Below are 16,601 nucleotides of genomic sequence, written 5' to 3' on the forward strand. Positions count from 1 at the left end.
AAGATTTATATTACAGTTACCTGTACCAGCTGCGGTGCAAAGAATCAGGTAATAAAAGGACGTCTGAGCAATTGTGAATATTGCGGACAGCGTCTTAACTCATGATACAAGTACTGAGAGAGGATTATCAGAAGTGTTCATAAAAAAGGAGAATAAAAGAAACAGATGTGCTCAATCAAAAATAGCGGCAGTGTTGCCGCTATTTTTATGAGCTGTAATCTAGGAATACTTCAGTATTTTACCATTTTTTATATTAAAAACTATTTTATGAGTTTTTTCTGATGAATCATCATTATTATTCATTTCATACAGGATGGTCATCTGATTACCGGAAATGTTTATTTTATATGGCCAGTAATTATTGGCTTTGGATGTGTTTGTTTTCCAGAGAATCTTTCCTTTTGTGGATATTTTGTAAACATAGTTATCGTAGTATCCGGTTACATATAGATTGTCATTTTTGTCAAATTTGCAAAGGTGTCCTGCAGGACTGACTTTTTTTGCAGTCCATAACTGTTTTCCGTCTTTTTTTCGAAGTACGACGATTTTTGAGCTTTCAAAAACATAAACCTTATCCTTGCGGACAATACATTTTGTCCTTGGAAGCTCTGTAGCAGTATATTTCTTTGTAACGTATTTCCAGACTACTGTTTTCTTTGCATCCAGTCCTCTTACAGTCATGGATTCTTTGGAATTGGAATAGGAAGTTTTGGATTTAACGGTTGTAGCTGCAGGTTTGGCAGCCTGAGTCGGGATTGATATGATCAGTATTGAGAATACAAACAACAGTGACGTCAACAGGATTTGTTGGATTTTCTTCTTCATGTAAACACGCTCCTTTCTGATAAATGAGTGGTTGGGGGATATTGCAAATATTTTCTTTAATTATATCATATCTTTTTGAAGCCTGCATTAGTATTTACTTGTATGGAGAGTAATTATTCCATCACCGAAGGCGATTTCTAAAGATTTGAGTTTGAGAGCGTAACTGTGTGAAGGTGCTGAATCGTCATAGTTGCTATAGAATGTGGTATATTGTATACAATTTACTGATTCCACATCCTTTACAGTACAAATATCTGCACTTCATAGAATTTTAGGATGAAATCATAGAAGAAATTTATAAAATTTGCTAATAAAACTGGATAAAATGTGCATTTTATGTTACATTTAATAAGGTATATGTATTGAACTTATTTATCTGGTTTTATTAGCCCTTTTTTGAGTGCAGAGATGGAGGGAACGGATAAGAACAGATATCATAAGGATAAAATTTTATCGTGAGGAAGGTGAGCAATTGGAAAACTATACTAAGTACAAACTGAAAAGCAGTGATGAACTTGCATCAGTGCTTGACGGTAAGGACAACCTGTTTGTGATTGCCTGCAACAAATGTTTCAAAGAATTTGAAACTGTTGACGAACCGGATTGTGACGAATTTCTGAAATTCGCTGCAGATCAGGGAAAGAATGTTACAGGCAGTGCAAAATTTGATTTCTTATGCAACAAGATGCACACAGAAAGAAAATTACAGGATCTGATTCCGGAAGGTACAGAGAATGTAGTAGTAATTTCCTGTGGCCTTGGTATTCAGACCGTTGCGGATCTGGCAGGTAAGCCGGTAGTTGCTGCAAGCAACACCCTTAACTACAGAGGTCATCATGGCATGGCACTTACCAAGAAGAGCTGTGACGCATGTGCGCAGTGTTATCTGAACATTACCGGAGGTGTCTGTCCGATCGTTGACTGTTCAAAGAGTCTTGTCAATGGACAGTGCGGTGGAGCAAAGAATGGAAAATGCGAAGTAGATCCGAATAAAGACTGTGCATGGGAGAAGATTTACCAGAGACTTGCAAAACAGGGACGTCTGGAAGAATTCTTAAACCAGCCTGTACAGGTTCGTGATTTCTCCAAAGTTAATTTCAAAGTGATCAACGACTATGTGAAGTCCATCAGAGAAGAAAGACTGGACGGATATTACGGCGGTGTTCATCCGTCAGAACGCAAGGAATTCAGTGAGCACATCGCTCTGAAGAAATTCCCGGATCCGAAGACAGTTGTAATCTCCATGTCACAGCATCTGGGCGCACCGGCTAATCCGATCGTTCAGGTTGGTGACACTGTAAAAGTTGGTCAGAAGATCGGTGAAGCTGCCGGATTTATCAGTGCTCCGGTACATTCCAGCGTAAGCGGAACCGTAGTTGCTGTTGAACCGCGTATGCATGGCACACGTGGAAGCGAAGTGATGGCTGTTGTTATTGAATCGGATGGAAAAAATACTCTGCACGAATCCGTACAGCCACATGGTGATCTTGACAATCTTACTCCGGATGAGATCATTGATATCATTCGTGAAGCCGGAATCGTTGGTATGGGCGGTGCAGGTTTCCCGACCTGTGTCAAACTTAAACCTGCAAAACCGGTAGATACCATCCTTCTCAACGGATGTGAATGTGAGCCTCTGTTAACAGCAGACCACAGAGTACTCCTTGAGTATGCAGATGACATTATTTTTGGCCTGAAAGCAGTCCTTAAGACAACAGGTGCCGAGAAGGGTATCATCGTTATCGAGGACAATAAGCCGGATGCCATTGAATTAATGCAGAAAAAAGTTGCTGACATCGGAAACATGGAAGTATTTGTTGCAAGAACCAAATACCCGCAGGGCGCTGAGAAAACTCTCATTAAGCGAGTTATGGGAAGAATTGTTCCAAGCGGCGGTCTTCCGGCAGATGTCGGCGTTGTAGTAGATAATATCAGTACAGTAAAAGCAATCTCCGATGCGATCCAGACAGGAATGCCTCTGGTTGAGCGTGTTGCTACAGTAACAGGCGAGAAGATCAAGAATCCTGGAAACTTCGTTATCAAGATCGGTACAAGCGTAAGAGAGCTGATCGATTACTGCGGCGGATTTACAGATGACGATGTTCTGGTTAAGATGGGCGGACCAATGATGGGATTCCCTCTGAACACACTGGATGTACCGATGATGAAAGGCTCCAATGGTATCATTGCCGTTGAACCGGATGAGACAAAAGAACAGCCGTGTATCAAGTGCGGACGCTGCGTAGATGTCTGTCCGATGGAGCTTTCACCTCTGTATTTCGTGAAATATGCGAAAGACGAGAACTGGCAGGGCATGAAAGACATGAACGTTATGGATTGTGTTGAGTGCAGATGCTGTCAGTATATCTGTTCTTCCAAGATTCCGATCATTAACAGTATCAAAGCCGGAAAAAATGCAGTAAGGGGGATGAAGTAATATGTTGATTACCCAGTTAAAAGCAAAAGAAGCGATTACATCACTGACAGCCGGAAAGAAAGTTTTCATTATCAACTGTCATGGATGTAAGGAAGTTCGTTTTCCGGAAAAAGAAGCTGCCCGACTTCAGAAGGAACTTGCAGCTGAAGGAAATGTGACAGGAATCATGACAACTGATTACATCTGTAATCCGGAAAATATGGAATTACGTCTTAAGAAACATATGAGCAAGATCCAGGAAGCAGATCTGGTTCTGGTATTCTCCTGCGGTGTTGGTGTACAGACCGTTTCAGAATATCTGGAAGATAAGATGGTCTGTGCAGCCTGCGATACATACCCGGTACCAGGTTTCCAGGGCGTGACACCGTTAGAGTACAAATGTGACCAGTGCGGTGAATGCTACCTGAACCTGACAGGCGGAATCTGCCCGATCACAGCATGTTCAAAGAGCCTTGTGAATGGCCAGTGCGGCGGTTCCAAGAACGGTAAATGTGAAGTGGACAGCGAAATGGAATGTGGATGGGAACGCATCTACAGACGTCTGAAAGAGATCGGACGCCTTGACGCGCTGAAATGTCCGACACAGATTCATAACTTTGCAACAGACGATGAATTAAAATAGATTATAATGATTGGAGCAATGTACAATGAAAATGAAAGAATTATTCGACCGTGGTGAATTTGTAGTTTCTGCAGAAGTAGGACCGCCAAAAGGAATCCACGTAGATGAACTGGTAGAAGAAGCAAAAACATACCTCAAGGATGTTCATGCAGTTAACGTAACTGATAACCAGTCTTCTGTTATGCGTCTTGGATCTCTTGCAATGTGTAAAGTTCTCAAGGATGCAGGCATGAATCCGATCTTCCAGCTGGCATGCCGTGACAGAAACCGTATCGCTCTGGAGTCTGATCTTCTCAGCGCTGCAATGCTGGGTATTGACAACATCCTCTGCCTTACAGGTGACCATACAAAGATGGGTGACCACCCACAGGCAAAACCTGTATTCGACCTTGACTCCGTATCCCTTCTTCACACAGTGAAGCTTCTGGAATCCGGTGTGGATCTTGGCGGAAACGAACTGGTTGGTGAGCCGCCAAAATTCTCCAAGGGTGCTGTTGTATCTCCATGCAGCGATTCCGTTGACGCACAGCTTGCAAAAATGGAAAGAAAAGTAGCTGCAGGTGCAGAATACTTCCAGACACAGGCAGTATTTGAGCCGGAGAAATTCATCAAATTTATGGAAAAAGCAAAACAGTTCGGAAAACCTGTACAGGTTGGTATCATCATTCCGAAGTCCGCTGGAATGGCTAAATTCATGAACAACAACGTTGCCGGCATTCATGTTCCGGACGAAATGCTCGAGGAACTGAAAGCAGACAAAGAAAAGACAAAAGCAGGTATCACAGGTGTTGAGATCGCTGCACGTATCATCAAAGAGTGCAAGCCATACTGTCAGGGTGTACATATCATGGCACTTGGTTGGGAATCCAAGATCCCGGATCTGCTGAAACTGGCTGAGATTTAAGAAAATAAAACTCTGAGCTGTAAACAGTAACATCATTACAGAACAGTACTGTAAATAATTAAAAAAGCTGTCTGGCTTCCGGAGGTATCTGCATCCGGAACAGACAGCTTTTTGTATTTAACCCTTGACCGCACCTGCGGAAACACCTTCTACAATGAATCTGGAAAGAAGAATGTAAACAATGATGACCGGGAAGATGGAAAAGGCGATCATTACATACACCTGTCCCATGTCGAATTTCAGAAAGTCTGCGCTTCGAAGCTGTGCGATCAGCACGGGAAGTGTTTTCTTTTATTTGATTCGGTTAAAATGCTGATATTTTGAGGAAAAAGTGAAAGAATAATAAAACAGGGCTGTCGTATGAACCAAAAGTTCATTGACGACAGCCCTGTTTTTAACAGAAATAACAGTTTCTGTACTTATCTGAAAGGGAAGATTATTTATTCTCTTCCTGTACTTCAATTTTGCGGATTGTTTTATTCTTGATTTCTTCTTTGATCGCTGCAAGGAAATCACCAAGGTCTTTCATTCCTTCATCACCGAGGTAACGGCTTCTTACGGAAACCTTGCCTTCTTCTTCCTCTTTGGCACCGACGATGAGCATATATGGAACTCTTGCAAGACGTGCTTCACGAATCTTGTAGCCCATTTTCTCGGAACGCTGGTCAACGGAGCAGCGGATTCCGTTTTCTTTTAACTGTGCTTCCACTTTGGCGGCATAGTTGTGGAATTTCTCAGAGATCGGAATTACACGAACCTGTTCTGGGCAGAGCCAAGTCGGGAACATACCTGCATATTTCTCAATCAGCCATGCCAGTGTTCTCTCATAGCATCCCATGGATGTACGGTGGATGATGTATGGACGCTGTTTCTCACCATTTTCATCGATGTAGTACATATCAAACTGTTCAGCAAGAAGAGCATCCCACTGGATCGTGATCATTGTATCTTCTTTTCCGTATACATTTTTGGCATTGATATCAACCTTAGGTCCGTAGAATGCAGCTTCTCCAACATCCTCTGTAAATGGAATGTTCAGTTCTTCAAGCATCTGACGGATATGAGCTTCTGTCTGATTCCACACTTCTGCATCACCGATGTATTTCTCTCTGTTGTTAGGATCCCATTTGGAAAGGTGATAGGTTACGTCCTCCTCTACACCAAGAACCTGCAGACAGTACTGTGCAAGTGCGATACAGTCTTTAAATTCTTTTACCATCTGGTCAGGTCTTACGATCAGATGACCTTCGGAGATCGTGAACTGACGCACACGTGTCAGACCATGCATTTCCCCGGAATCCTCATTACGGAACAGAGTGGATGTTTCACCGTAACGAAGAGGCAGATCACGATAGCTGTGCTGTTCTGCTTTGTATACATAGTACTGGAATGGGCATGTCATAGGACGAAGCGCAAATACTTCTTTGTCTGTTTCTTCGTCGCCGAGAACGAACATGCCCTCTTTGTAATGATCCCAGTGTCCGGAAATCTTGTAGAGGTCGCTCTTTGCCATTAACGGAGTTTTTGTTCTGATATATCCGCGTTTTGTTTCTTCGTCTTCAATCCAGCGCTGAAGCTCCTGCATCATGATTACACCGTTTGGCATGATAAGTGGAAGTCCCTGACCGATTACATCTACAGTTGTGAAGATTTTCATTTCACGTCCAAGTTTATTGTGATCGCGTTTTTTTGCTTCTTCCATCTGTTCCAGATGTTCTTTTAACTCATCCTTGGAAGCATAAGCTGTTCCGTAGATACGTGTGAGCATTGCGTTCTTTTCACTGCCTCTCCAGTAGGCGCTGGAGGAGGAGAGAAGCTTGAATGCTTTTACACCCTTTACGCTCATAAGGTGAGGACCTGCGCAGAGGTCTGTCCAGTCTCCCTGGGAATAGAAAGAGATTTCGGAGCCTTCCGGAAGATCTTCGATAAGTTCTACCTTGTATGGTTCATTTTTCTCCTGGAAGTATGCGATGGCATCTTCTCTTGATTTTGTGAAGCGTTCAATCTTAGCGCCTTTTTTGATGATCTTTTTCATTTCTTTTTCGATTGCATCCAGGTCATCACGGGAGAATGGAGGGCAGTCGAAATCATAGTAGAATCCTGTATCAATAGAAGGTCCGATAGCAACCTTTGCATCCGGGAATAAGGTCTGTACTGCCTGGGCAAGTACGTGGGATGCTGTATGGCGGAGAACTGCAAGTCCTTTTTCATCTTTTGCTGTCAGGATGTTTAATTCGCAGTCACTGTCAATAACTGTTCTCAGGTCTACAACTTCTCCGTTTACTTCTCCTGCACAGGCAGCACGTGCAAGTCCCTCGCTGATGTTGTAAGCAATGTCGATTACGGATTTTGCTTCAGCGTATTCTTTTTTTGAGCCGTCTTTTAATGTTACGATCATGATGATTATCTCCTTTACGTTAGTATGGATTTGTTATAGTTGCTGTTCACTGTTGATATCCCACGGAGCGTGTTGTTGAGAACGGAGTGAACAGTAACAGTTTTTTGTACTGCGAAGGGGTAAAAGAAAGAATAAAAAAATCCCCTACAGTACGGTTAAATACTGTAGGGGACGAGATAACATTACTCGCGGTTCCACCCCGGTTGTTCTGATACATTACTGATGGATAAATCATCTGATCAGAACCGCTTCATTCGATGGTAACGGAATCACCGGACTGTATTAAAGTCACTCAGAGGTGGTCTTCGGCTGGTTCGCGATGAAATGCTTGCACCGGTATACATTTCTCTCTGTAACGTTCCTCAGCGTACTCTTCTCTTCAACGTTTTGATCCTTCTTATCTTTTCTGCCGCCTATTATAAACTTGCAAAGTGGGTTTGTCAATCAGTAAAATGCAAAAAGTTGATTTACGAAAATAGAGATTAATGTTATACTGACGAAAGTGAAAAACAATAAAAAACATGAAAGGAATCAGATAAATGAGCAGATGGGAAGAAAATATACGTAAAGTAATACCATATACACCAGGCGAGCAGCCCAATCAGCCGGATATGATCAAGCTGAATACCAACGAGAATCCGTATCCGCCGGCACCTGGAGTGGAGAAGGCGTTGAGGGAGATGGATACAGATACTATGAGACTTTATCCGGATCCTACAGCAGGAGAACTGGTACATGCCATTGCAAAGAATTACAGGCTGAAGGATGAACAGGTTTTTGTGGGAGTAGGTTCCGATGATGTGCTTGCCATGAGTTTCCTTACATTCTTTAATTCACAGAAGCCGGTTCTTTTTCCGGATATCACATATTCTTTTTATGATGTATGGGCAGACCTGTTTCGCATTCCATATGAGAGACCGGCACTGGATGAGAACTTTCATATAAGGAAGGAAGATTATTTCAGAGAAAACGGAGGAATTGTATTCCCGAATCCGAATGCGCCGACAGGTGTGGAGATGCCGCTGGAGGAAGTGGAGGATATTATCCGCCATAATCCTGATGTGATTGTGATCGTGGACGAGGCTTATGTGGATTTTGGTGGTCAGTCGGCGCTTCCATTGATTGAAAAATATGACAACCTTCTGGTCGTACAGACATTTTCCAAGTCACGTTCTATGGCTGGGATGAGAATTGGTTTTGCGTGTGGAAATGAGAAACTGATCAGATTCCTGAATGATGTGAAGTATTCTTTTAATTCTTATACTATGGACCGTACAGCGATTGCTGCAGGTGTGGCGGCAGTTGAAGATAAAGCATATTTTGATGAGACATGTAATAAAATCATAGAGACAAGAGAATGGACAAAGAAAGAATTGAAGGCACTGGGATTCTCTTTTCAGGATTCTATGTCTAACTTTATTTTTGCTACGCATAAAACCTGTCCTGCGAAAGAACTTTTTGAGGCATTGAGAGGGCAGCATATTTATGTTCGTTACTTCCAGAAGGACAGAATTGACAATTTCCTTCGTATCACAGTTGGAACAAAGGAAGAAATGCAGAAATTTATTGATTTTTTGAAGGATTATCTGAAGTAAAAGTTAGGAGGTTTTATGGAAGCACTGGTACATTGGTTCTCGCAGAATCTGTCACAATATATTTCACCGGAAGGGGCAGTTTTTATTATTTCAATGATTCCGCTTTTGGAACTCAGGGGAGGATTGCTTGCAGCATCCTTACTTAAGATATCGGCTGCAAAGGCAATTCCACTGTGTATTGTTGGAAATATTATTCCTATTCCGTTTATTCTGTTGTTTATCAGACAGATTTTCAAGGTTTTAAAAAAGACGAAACTCTTTCGGGGACTTGTTATGAAATTGGAAGACAGGGCAATGAGAAAAAGTGATCAGGTAAAGAAATATGAGTTTTGGGGACTGATGCTGTTTGTGGGAATTCCGCTTCCGGGAACAGGGGCATGGACAGGATCTCTGATTGCATCTCTTCTGGAAATTGATATTAAGAAGTCCTCTCTGGCAATTTTTTGTGGCATTATTATGGCAACTGTCATTATGTATATTGTTTCTTATGGATTAGTGGGAAATCTGGTACATTAATTGTCTTCTTAAATAAGTGTTATTAATATCTGATTTACCGGAAATCCGGGGACATATTTTATGTCTCCGGATTTCTGCTTTTATGTCGATAATATCAGTTTTATGACGTATAAAACAGCTTGCCAATAATAAAGATTTGGAATAATATGGTATTGTCAATTATGAAGAAGATGTGCTAAGATAAATATAAAGATACCGGTGTGCAGACAGGATTACTACAGGAATTAACTTGTCGACACAGGAGCAGGAGTATAATTTTCCTGCGATATGCATTGCTGCAGATCTGATATTCGTGTCACTTCAGACAGATTATCCCACTAACTGTTACAGGAAAAGTTAATAAAGAATAAATTGCTCAGATACATAGGAAGTCAAAAAAACAAAAATAAAAATAATTATCAATATTAACAATCAAAACAAAAAGCAGAGGATTATTTTATGAGAGAAAAGTATGAATCATTATCACTGGCAACTTTAAAGGATTTGGCAAAAGCCAGAGGATTAAAAGGGGTTTCAGCATTGAGAAAACCGGAATTGATCGAGAGAATGCTTCACGAAGATGAACTGGAAGGTGAGACAAAAAAACAGGAAACAGTCCGGGAGAAACCGCAGCAGAGTGAAGTGGAAGGTAACGGAGAGAGAATCCCCCAGTATAACAAAACACTGGAACGTACACAGTATCATGCCCCGGCAGAGGCAGTACAGCTTGACAGTGGAGAGAGAGCAGACGGAATCCTTGAGGTACTTCCGGATGGATATGGGTTTATCCGATGTGAGAATTATCTTCCGGGGGAAAATGATATTTATGTATCACCTTCTCAGATACGCAGATTTAACCTGAAAACAGGTGATATTATTAAGGGGAATATCCGTATCAAAACACAGGGAGAGAAATTCAGTGCCCTGCTATATGTGACCTCTATCAACGGATTCCATCCCAGTGAAGGGCAGAGACGATATAATTTTGAAGATATGACACCGATTTTTCCAAATGAGAGACTGATAATGGAAAGACCGGGCGGCACAGTTGCCATGAGGATCGTAGATCTGATCAGCCCTATCGGTAAAGGACAGAGAGGAATGATCGTATCTCCTCCGAAAGCCGGTAAGACAACTTTGCTGAAAGATGTGGCAAAGTCTATTCTGAGAAACAATCCGGACATGCATCTGATCATTCTTCTGATCGATGAGCGTCCTGAGGAGGTTACAGATATCAGGGAGGCCATCTGTGGCGATAATGTGGAAGTCATTTATTCTACATTTGATGAGCTTCCGGAACATCATAAACGTGTGTCTGAAATGGTAATAGAACGTGCACGTCGTCTGGTGGAACATAAAAAAGACGTTACAATTCTTCTTGATTCTATTACAAGACTGGCAAGGGCATACAACCTGATCATACCGCCCAGCGGACGAACTCTTTCCGGTGGTCTGGACCCGGCGGCTCTTCATATGCCGAAACGCTTTTTTGGTGCGGCCAGAAATATGAGAGAGGGCGGAAGCCTTACTATTCTTGCTACAGCGCTTGTGGATACGGGAAGTAAAATGGATGATGTAATTTATGAAGAATTTAAGGGAACCGGTAATATGGAACTGGTGCTTGACCGAAAACTGCAAGAAAAGCGGGTATTCCCTGCAATTGATATCCAGAAATCCGGTACAAGAAGAGAGGATCTGCTGCTGAGTAAAGAAGAACAGGAAGCGGTTTACATTATGCGAAAAGCCCTCAATGGAATGAAGTCAGAAGATGCGGTAGAACAGATCCTGAATATGTTTACCCGTACAAAAAATAATGCTGAATTTGTGCAGACTGTAAAAAAACAGAAGTTTATCTGAAACGTTGTAAAAAAACAGTTACTGTTCGCTCCGTTCTCAGTAACAAAAATATTAAATAAATTTTAAAATAAATTTTAAAATAACTTGCATTCCATGGGACGATATGTTATACTCATAAAGCTGTTTAATAGTAAATTCGTCAAATGAATACGAATAGAAAATAGAATCTTTACAGAGAGGTGAAAATCATGAGAGAAGGAATCCATCCTAATTATTATCAGGCAACTGTAACCTGCAACTGTGGTAACACATTCGTAACAGGATCTACAAAACAGGACATCCACGTAGAAATCTGCTCTAAATGTCATCCATTCTATACAGGTCAGCAGAAAGCAGCTCAGGCTCGTGGACGTATCGATAAGTTTAATAAGAAATACGGCCTGAACAAATAATCAGAATATAGTAAGAATTGAGAAGGTTGAGGTTGGGAAATCTCAGCCTTTCTTGTTTCTTTGGGAGAAATATAATGAAATCATCGAACATCGGCGGTCAGGCTGTAATGGAAGGCATTATGATGCGCCATAAGGATAAATATTCCATTGCTGTCCGCAGACCGGACAATGAGATTGAATTAAAAGTAGAAGATTACAAATGTGTATTCGGAAATGCAAAATTTCTCAAATATCCACTGATCCGAGGTGTGGTAAGCTTCGTGGATTCTCTGGTGGTCGGCACAAAATGTCTGATGTATTCAGCGGAGATCGCAGGGGATGAGGAGGACGAAGAGGATAAGCAGAAGAATGCTGCTCTTTCAGAAGAGGAGCTTGCTGCAAAAAAGGCAAAAGAAGATAAGCAGTTCAAATGGCTGTTATATGTGACAGTTGCTGTCTCGATCGTGGTATCAGTTGCCGCCTTTATGTTGCTGCCATACGCCCTTGCAAGTCTTTGCAGAAGGGTTGGCGCTTCGGAATTTGCAGTTACAATAGTTGAGGCATTTGTAAAGCTTGCATTGTTTATGGGATATATGCTTCTGATTTCCAGAATGAAGGATATTCAGAGAACATTTATGTATCATGGAGCAGAGCATAAGTGCATTAACTGCGTGGAACATGGACTGCCGCTTACGGTGGATAATGTTCTTGCAAGCTCCAGACTGCATAAGAGATGTGGAACCAGTTTTCTGTTTCTGGTTATGCTGGTCAGCATTTTTCTGCATTTTATTTTTGTATTGGTTCCATTTTACTGGGTGAGACTGTTTGGAAGACTTCTTATGGTGCCGGTTGTAGCAGGAATATCTTTTGAGATTATTCAGTGGGCTGGAAGATCAGACAGCAAACTTGCTGACTTTTTCAGTAAACCGGGTCTGGCAATGCAGAAACTTACAACTAAGGAACCGACAGCAGATATGGCAGAGGTTGCGATTAGGGCTGTAGAGGCGGTTTTTGACTGGAAAGCATATCTGAAGGAAGAATTTGGAGTTGAAGCAGAACAATGAACGGAGAAACTCTGACAGGATTATTAAAAAAAGGACAGATGATCCTTGCACAGGCGGGGATTAAGGAAGCCGGGCTGGATGCCTGGCTTCTCCTGGAATATGTCACAGGAAAAAGCCGGGCGTATTATTTTGCATACGGAGAAGAAAGTGTCACAGAAAGTGTTGCTGAAAGATATCTGGAACTGATCAGCAGACGTGCGGGACACATACCGCTGCAGCATCTGACGCATCAGGCTTTTTTTATGGGGCATGAATTTTATGTGGATAAGAATGTACTGGTACCCAGACAGGATACGGAAACACTTGTGGAGTCCGCTCTTGAATGCATGAAAGCTGTGAAAAATCCATATATTCTTGATATGTGTACAGGATCCGGCTGTATTCTTATCAGTATTCTGAAGGAGAGAGCTGATGCACACGGAACAGGCGTGGATCTGTCAGATGAGGCACTGAAAGTGGCTGTGCGGAATGCACGGACACTGGAAGTGGCAGAGCATGCGGAATTCGTACAGAGTAATCTGTTTTCTGAAATGCAGAACATTGTGTACGGAACAGAGTATATGAAAAGGACTGCTGTAAAAGATACTGTAAAAATGACAGAATGCGAAAATAGTAATAGAAATTATAGCAGAGCTTATGATATGATTATATCAAATCCGCCATATATTCCTACGGCGGAAATTGAAGATCTTATGGATGAAGTAAAATTGCATGATCCGCGTATGGCGCTGGATGGTATGGAAGATGGACTTTATTTTTACAGGGCTATCACGAAACAGGCACAGGATCATCTTGTTCCGGGTGGCTGGCTTTTGTATGAAATCGGATGCAGCCAGGGAGAAGATGTGGCAGCTCTTTTGCGGAAATATAAATTTGAAGATATTGAGATAAGGCAGGATCTGGCCGGGTTGGACCGGGTGGTTCTGGGGCGAAAGAAATTACAGGAGGATAAATATGTTTGATAAATTAGACGATCTGCTCATTCGTTTTGAAGAGGTGCTTAATGAGCTTGGAGAGCCGGGAGTTACCGATAATCAGGAACATTTTCAGAAGCTGATGAAAGAGCAGAGCGATCTGCAGCCGATAGTAGATGCTTACCGGGAGTACAAGAAAAACAAAGAAACAATACAGGACAGTCTTTCCATGCTTGAGGAAGAGAAAGATGAAGATATGCGGGAAATGCTGAAGGAAGAACTGTCTGAGGCAAAGAAGAATGTAGAGGAACTGGAGCATGAACTTAAGATCCTTCTTCTTCCGAAAGATCCTAATGATAACAAGAACGTTATTGTGGAGATCCGTGCAGGTGCAGGTGGGGATGAAGCTGCCCTTTTTGCAGCAGAGATTTACCGTATGTATGTGAAATATGCAGAATCCCGCCGCTGGAAAACAGAAATGATGAGTCTCAATGAGAACGGAATCGGCGGATTTAAGGAAGTAACATTTATGATCACAGGTGCAGGTGCTTATTCCAGACTGAAATATGAAAGTGGTGTACATCGTGTACAGCGAGTTCCGGAAACAGAATCCGGCGGACGTATCCATACCTCTACCTGTACAGTTGCTATTATGCCGGAAGCAGAGGAAATCGATTTCCATCTGGATATGAATGACTGTAAATTCGATGTGTTCCGTGCATCCGGAAACGGTGGACAGTGTGTCAATACAACAGACTCTGCTGTGCGACTGACACATATTCCTACCGGAATCGTAATTTCCTGCCAGGATGAGAAGTCACAGCTTAAGAATAAAGATAAAGCACTGAAAGTTCTTCGCTCCCGTCTGTATGAGATGGAGCTTGCCAAACAGCATGATGCTGAGGCTGAGGCAAGAAGAAGCCAGATTGGAACAGGTGACCGTTCAGAGAAGATCAGAACTTATAATTTTCCACAGGGCCGTGTGACAGACCACAGAATCAAACTGACACTGCACAGACTGGAGAATGTTCTGAACGGGGATCTGGATGAGATCATTGACAGTCTGATCGCAGCAGATCAGGCAGCAAAATTAAGTAATCTTCAGGATGCGGAATAGAATATTGCGGAGAGGGTATGTGACAGAAGATGACTGAAAAAGTATTGATATGAGAGAAGAATGTCAGGAGGAAAATATTTATGCAGAAAACAGCACTTGTAATTATGGCGGCAGGAATCGGAAGTCGTTTTGGAAAAGGAATCAAGCAGCTTGCACCGGTGGGAACATGTGGAGAGATTATTATGGATTATTCCATCCACGATGCGCTGGAAGCCGGATTTAACAAAGTAGTGTTTATTATCCGTAAAGATCTGGAAGAAGAGTTTCGCAGAGTGATCGGCGAGCGTATTGAGAAAATTACGGAAGTAGAATATGTATTCCAGGAGCTTGATGATCTGCCGGAGGGATTTACGAAACCGGCTGACCGCACGAAACCCTGGGGAACCGGACAGGCTGTACTTGCTGCAAAGAAGGTTCTGGATGAGCCATTTATTGTTATCAATGCAGATGATTATTATGGAAAAGAAGCTTATGTGAAGGTGCATGATTATCTTGTGCAGGAACAGCAAAAGGACGGAAAACTCCACATCTGCATGGCCGGTTTCAGGCTTGGAAATACATTGAGCGATAATGGAAGCGTTACCAGAGGAATCTGCCATATTGAGAATGGACAGCTTACAGGTGTGACAGAGACGCATGATATATTTAAGACTGCCACAGGTGCAGAGTCAAGAAATGCGGACGGAAGTGTGCAGGAACTGGATGTAAAGGATCTGGTGTCCATGAATATGTGGGGACTGACGCCGGACTTTATGGAGGTCCTCGAGAAAGGATTTGCAGAATTTCTCAGTGGACTCGCACCGGAAGATACAAAAAAGGAATATCTGCTTCCGGAGTTAGTTGACCATCTGATCAAAAATGAAAGTGCTGAAGTTGATGTCCTGGAGACAAAGGATACATGGTTTGGTGTAACCTATCAGGAAGATAAAGAAACAGTAATGAGAGCATTTAAAAATCTTACAGAAGCGGGTATATATCCTCAGGGACTTTATCAATAAGTTAAGCAGATATCTGCAGCTTTCGCAGGAGACATGTCTGATCTGATTAAAAGCAGTTTTGGGTGTGATCCGGGAAATACAGTATGCAGTGCAGAAACAGAGGATATTGTAAAAAGTAAAGGAGAGCAATTATGGGAAAATATTTTGGAACAGATGGATTTCGTGGAGAAGCAAATGTTAAACTGACAGTAGATCATGCATTTAAGGTGGGGCGCTACGTAGGCTGGTATTATGGAAGAGACCATAAAGCTAAGATTGTTATTGGAAAAGATACAAGAAGAAGCAGTTATATGTTTGAATATGCACTTGTTGCAGGTCTGACAGCGTCCGGTGCAGATGTATATCTTCTTCATGTAACGACAACCCCAAGTGTTTCTTATGCAGTACGTACAGAGGATTTTGACTGTGGTATTATGATCTCCGCAAGCCATAATCCATTCTATGATAATGGTATCAAACTTCTCAATGGAAACGGACAGAAGATTGAAGCGGAAGTAGAAGCAAGGATTGAAGCATATCTGGATGGCCTGATCGAGGATCTTCCTCTGGCAACCAAAGAAGATATTGGACGCACTGTGGATTTTGCTTCAGGAAGGAATCGTTATATCGGACATCTGATTTCTATTCCAAGCAGGGATTTCAAAGGCATTAAAGTAGGGCTTGACTGTGCAAACGGAAGTTCTTCAGCTATTGCAAAGAGTGTATTTGAGGCACTTCAGGCAAAGACTTATGTGATCAATAACCAGCCGGATGGTACAAATATCAATACAAACTGTGGCTCTACCCATATTGAAGTCCTGCAGAAATATGTTGTGGACAATGGACTGGATATCGGTTTTGCTTATGATGGTGATGCAGATCGCTGTATTGCTGTTGACCATAAGGGAAATGTGGTCGACGGTGATAAGATTATGTATGTATGTGGAAAATATCTCAAGGAGCAGGGCAGATTAAAAGATGATACAGTAGTAACCACTGTTATGTCAAACCTCGGTCTGTACAAA

General features: G+C 42.1%; 14 protein-coding genes, 1 pseudogene and 1 other annotated feature. Of the genes and pseudogenes, 12 read left to right on the top strand and 3 right to left on the bottom strand.

Annotated features, from left to right (window positions below):
• Positions 1-219 precede the first annotated feature (219 nt).
• Positions 220-825, bottom strand: a complete 606-nt coding sequence (locus tag AC075L_RS09745) for an outer membrane protein assembly factor BamB family protein (RefSeq protein WP_008706429.1) — start codon at positions 823-825, stop codon at positions 220-222.
• A 472-nt stretch (positions 826-1,297) separates the two neighbouring features.
• Here AC075L_RS09745 and rsxC point away from each other — a divergent pair, with 472 nt between their 5' ends.
• Genes rsxC through AC075L_RS09760 form a run of 3 tightly spaced genes read left to right on the top strand, consistent with a single transcriptional unit; the run spans position 1,298 to position 4,788 of the window.
• The gene (gene rsxC / locus AC075L_RS09750; RefSeq protein WP_020993629.1) at positions 1,298-3,262 is read left to right on the top strand and encodes an electron transport complex subunit RsxC; all 1,965 of its coding nucleotides are present in this window, start codon (positions 1,298-1,300) and stop codon (positions 3,260-3,262) included.
• A gap of 1 nt (position 3,263) precedes the next feature.
• Positions 3,264-3,884, top strand: coding sequence for a methylenetetrahydrofolate reductase C-terminal domain-containing protein (locus AC075L_RS09755; protein ID WP_008706433.1), 621 nt, complete (start codon positions 3,264-3,266; stop codon positions 3,882-3,884).
• Between the two features lie 25 nt (positions 3,885-3,909).
• Positions 3,910-4,788, top strand: coding sequence for a methylenetetrahydrofolate reductase (locus AC075L_RS09760; protein ID WP_008706435.1), 879 nt, complete (start codon positions 3,910-3,912; stop codon positions 4,786-4,788).
• A 117-nt stretch (positions 4,789-4,905) separates the two neighbouring features.
• On the opposite strand, the pseudogene AC075L_RS09765 reads toward AC075L_RS09760, so the two are convergent.
• A pseudogene (locus AC075L_RS09765) lies at positions 4,906-5,079 on the bottom strand (carbohydrate ABC transporter permease); the annotation flags it as partial.
• A gap of 145 nt (positions 5,080-5,224) precedes the next feature.
• The gene (gene thrS / locus AC075L_RS09770; RefSeq protein WP_476387582.1) at positions 5,225-7,186 is read right to left on the bottom strand and encodes a threonine--tRNA ligase; all 1,962 of its coding nucleotides are present in this window, start codon (positions 7,184-7,186) and stop codon (positions 5,225-5,227) included.
• Between the two features lie 164 nt (positions 7,187-7,350).
• Positions 7,351-7,578: a binding site (T-box leader), on the bottom strand.
• A 147-nt stretch (positions 7,579-7,725) separates the two neighbouring features.
• Here thrS and hisC point away from each other — a divergent pair.
• The 9 genes from hisC to AC075L_RS09815 all read left to right on the top strand — a co-directional run.
• On the top strand, positions 7,726-8,781 hold the full coding sequence (gene hisC / locus AC075L_RS09775) for a histidinol-phosphate transaminase (RefSeq protein WP_008706439.1): 1,056 nt from the start codon (positions 7,726-7,728) through the stop codon (positions 8,779-8,781).
• 15 nt (positions 8,782-8,796) lie between these two features.
• Positions 8,797-9,297: a COG2426 family protein gene (locus tag AC075L_RS09780; RefSeq protein WP_008706441.1), complete on the top strand. Its 501-nt coding sequence runs from the start codon at positions 8,797-8,799 to the stop codon at positions 9,295-9,297.
• A gap of 438 nt (positions 9,298-9,735) precedes the next feature.
• Positions 9,736-11,133: a transcription termination factor Rho gene (gene rho, locus AC075L_RS09785; protein WP_055052701.1), complete on the top strand. Its 1,398-nt coding sequence runs from the start codon at positions 9,736-9,738 to the stop codon at positions 11,131-11,133.
• Between the two features lie 188 nt (positions 11,134-11,321).
• Positions 11,322-11,525, top strand: a complete 204-nt coding sequence (gene rpmE / locus AC075L_RS09790; protein WP_020993628.1) for a 50S ribosomal protein L31 — start codon at positions 11,322-11,324, stop codon at positions 11,523-11,525.
• Between the two features lie 74 nt (positions 11,526-11,599).
• On the top strand, positions 11,600-12,568 hold the full coding sequence (locus AC075L_RS09795; RefSeq protein WP_022380506.1) for a DUF1385 domain-containing protein: 969 nt from the start codon (positions 11,600-11,602) through the stop codon (positions 12,566-12,568).
• The gene (gene prmC, locus AC075L_RS09800; RefSeq protein ID WP_008706447.1) at positions 12,565-13,530 is read left to right on the top strand and encodes a peptide chain release factor N(5)-glutamine methyltransferase; all 966 of its coding nucleotides are present in this window, start codon (positions 12,565-12,567) and stop codon (positions 13,528-13,530) included. Before AC075L_RS09795 ends, prmC begins: the two co-directional genes overlap by 4 nt.
• The gene (gene prfA, locus AC075L_RS09805) at positions 13,523-14,599 is read left to right on the top strand and encodes a peptide chain release factor 1 (RefSeq protein WP_008706449.1); all 1,077 of its coding nucleotides are present in this window, start codon (positions 13,523-13,525) and stop codon (positions 14,597-14,599) included. Before prmC ends, prfA begins: the two co-directional genes overlap by 8 nt.
• Before the next feature lie 80 nt (positions 14,600-14,679).
• Positions 14,680-15,597: a nucleotidyltransferase family protein gene (locus AC075L_RS09810; protein ID WP_055052700.1), complete on the top strand. Its 918-nt coding sequence runs from the start codon at positions 14,680-14,682 to the stop codon at positions 15,595-15,597.
• 131 nt (positions 15,598-15,728) lie between these two features.
• Positions 15,729-16,601 (top strand): phosphohexomutase domain-containing protein (locus tag AC075L_RS09815; protein WP_476387583.1); only part of this gene is annotated, 873 nt, incomplete at its 3' end.

Source organism: Blautia sp. ZXY-1-B12, assembly GCF_056339915.1.

Excerpts from the sequence above, each read along its gene's own strand:
- AC075L_RS09745 (WP_008706429.1), bottom strand. The coding sequence starts at position 825 with ATGAAGAAGAAAATCCAACAAATCCTGTTGACGTCACTGTTGTTTGTA.
- AC075L_RS09755 (WP_008706433.1), top strand. The coding sequence starts at position 3,264 with ATGTTGATTACCCAGTTAAAAGCAAAAGAAGCGATTACATCACTGACA.
- AC075L_RS09760 (WP_008706435.1), top strand. The coding sequence starts at position 3,910 with ATGAAAATGAAAGAATTATTCGACCGTGGTGAATTTGTAGTTTCTGCA.
- thrS (WP_476387582.1), bottom strand. The coding sequence starts at position 7,186 with ATGATCGTAACATTAAAAGACGGCTCAAAAAAAGAATACGCTGAAGCA.
- hisC (WP_008706439.1), top strand. The coding sequence starts at position 7,726 with ATGAGCAGATGGGAAGAAAATATACGTAAAGTAATACCATATACACCA.
- AC075L_RS09780 (WP_008706441.1), top strand. The coding sequence starts at position 8,797 with ATGGAAGCACTGGTACATTGGTTCTCGCAGAATCTGTCACAATATATT.
- rho (WP_055052701.1), top strand. The coding sequence starts at position 9,736 with ATGAGAGAAAAGTATGAATCATTATCACTGGCAACTTTAAAGGATTTG.
- rpmE (WP_020993628.1), top strand. The coding sequence starts at position 11,322 with ATGAGAGAAGGAATCCATCCTAATTATTATCAGGCAACTGTAACCTGC.
- AC075L_RS09795 (WP_022380506.1), top strand. The coding sequence starts at position 11,600 with ATGAAATCATCGAACATCGGCGGTCAGGCTGTAATGGAAGGCATTATG.
- prmC (WP_008706447.1), top strand. The coding sequence starts at position 12,565 with ATGAACGGAGAAACTCTGACAGGATTATTAAAAAAAGGACAGATGATC.
- prfA (WP_008706449.1), top strand. The coding sequence starts at position 13,523 with ATGTTTGATAAATTAGACGATCTGCTCATTCGTTTTGAAGAGGTGCTT.
- AC075L_RS09810 (WP_055052700.1), top strand. The coding sequence starts at position 14,680 with ATGCAGAAAACAGCACTTGTAATTATGGCGGCAGGAATCGGAAGTCGT.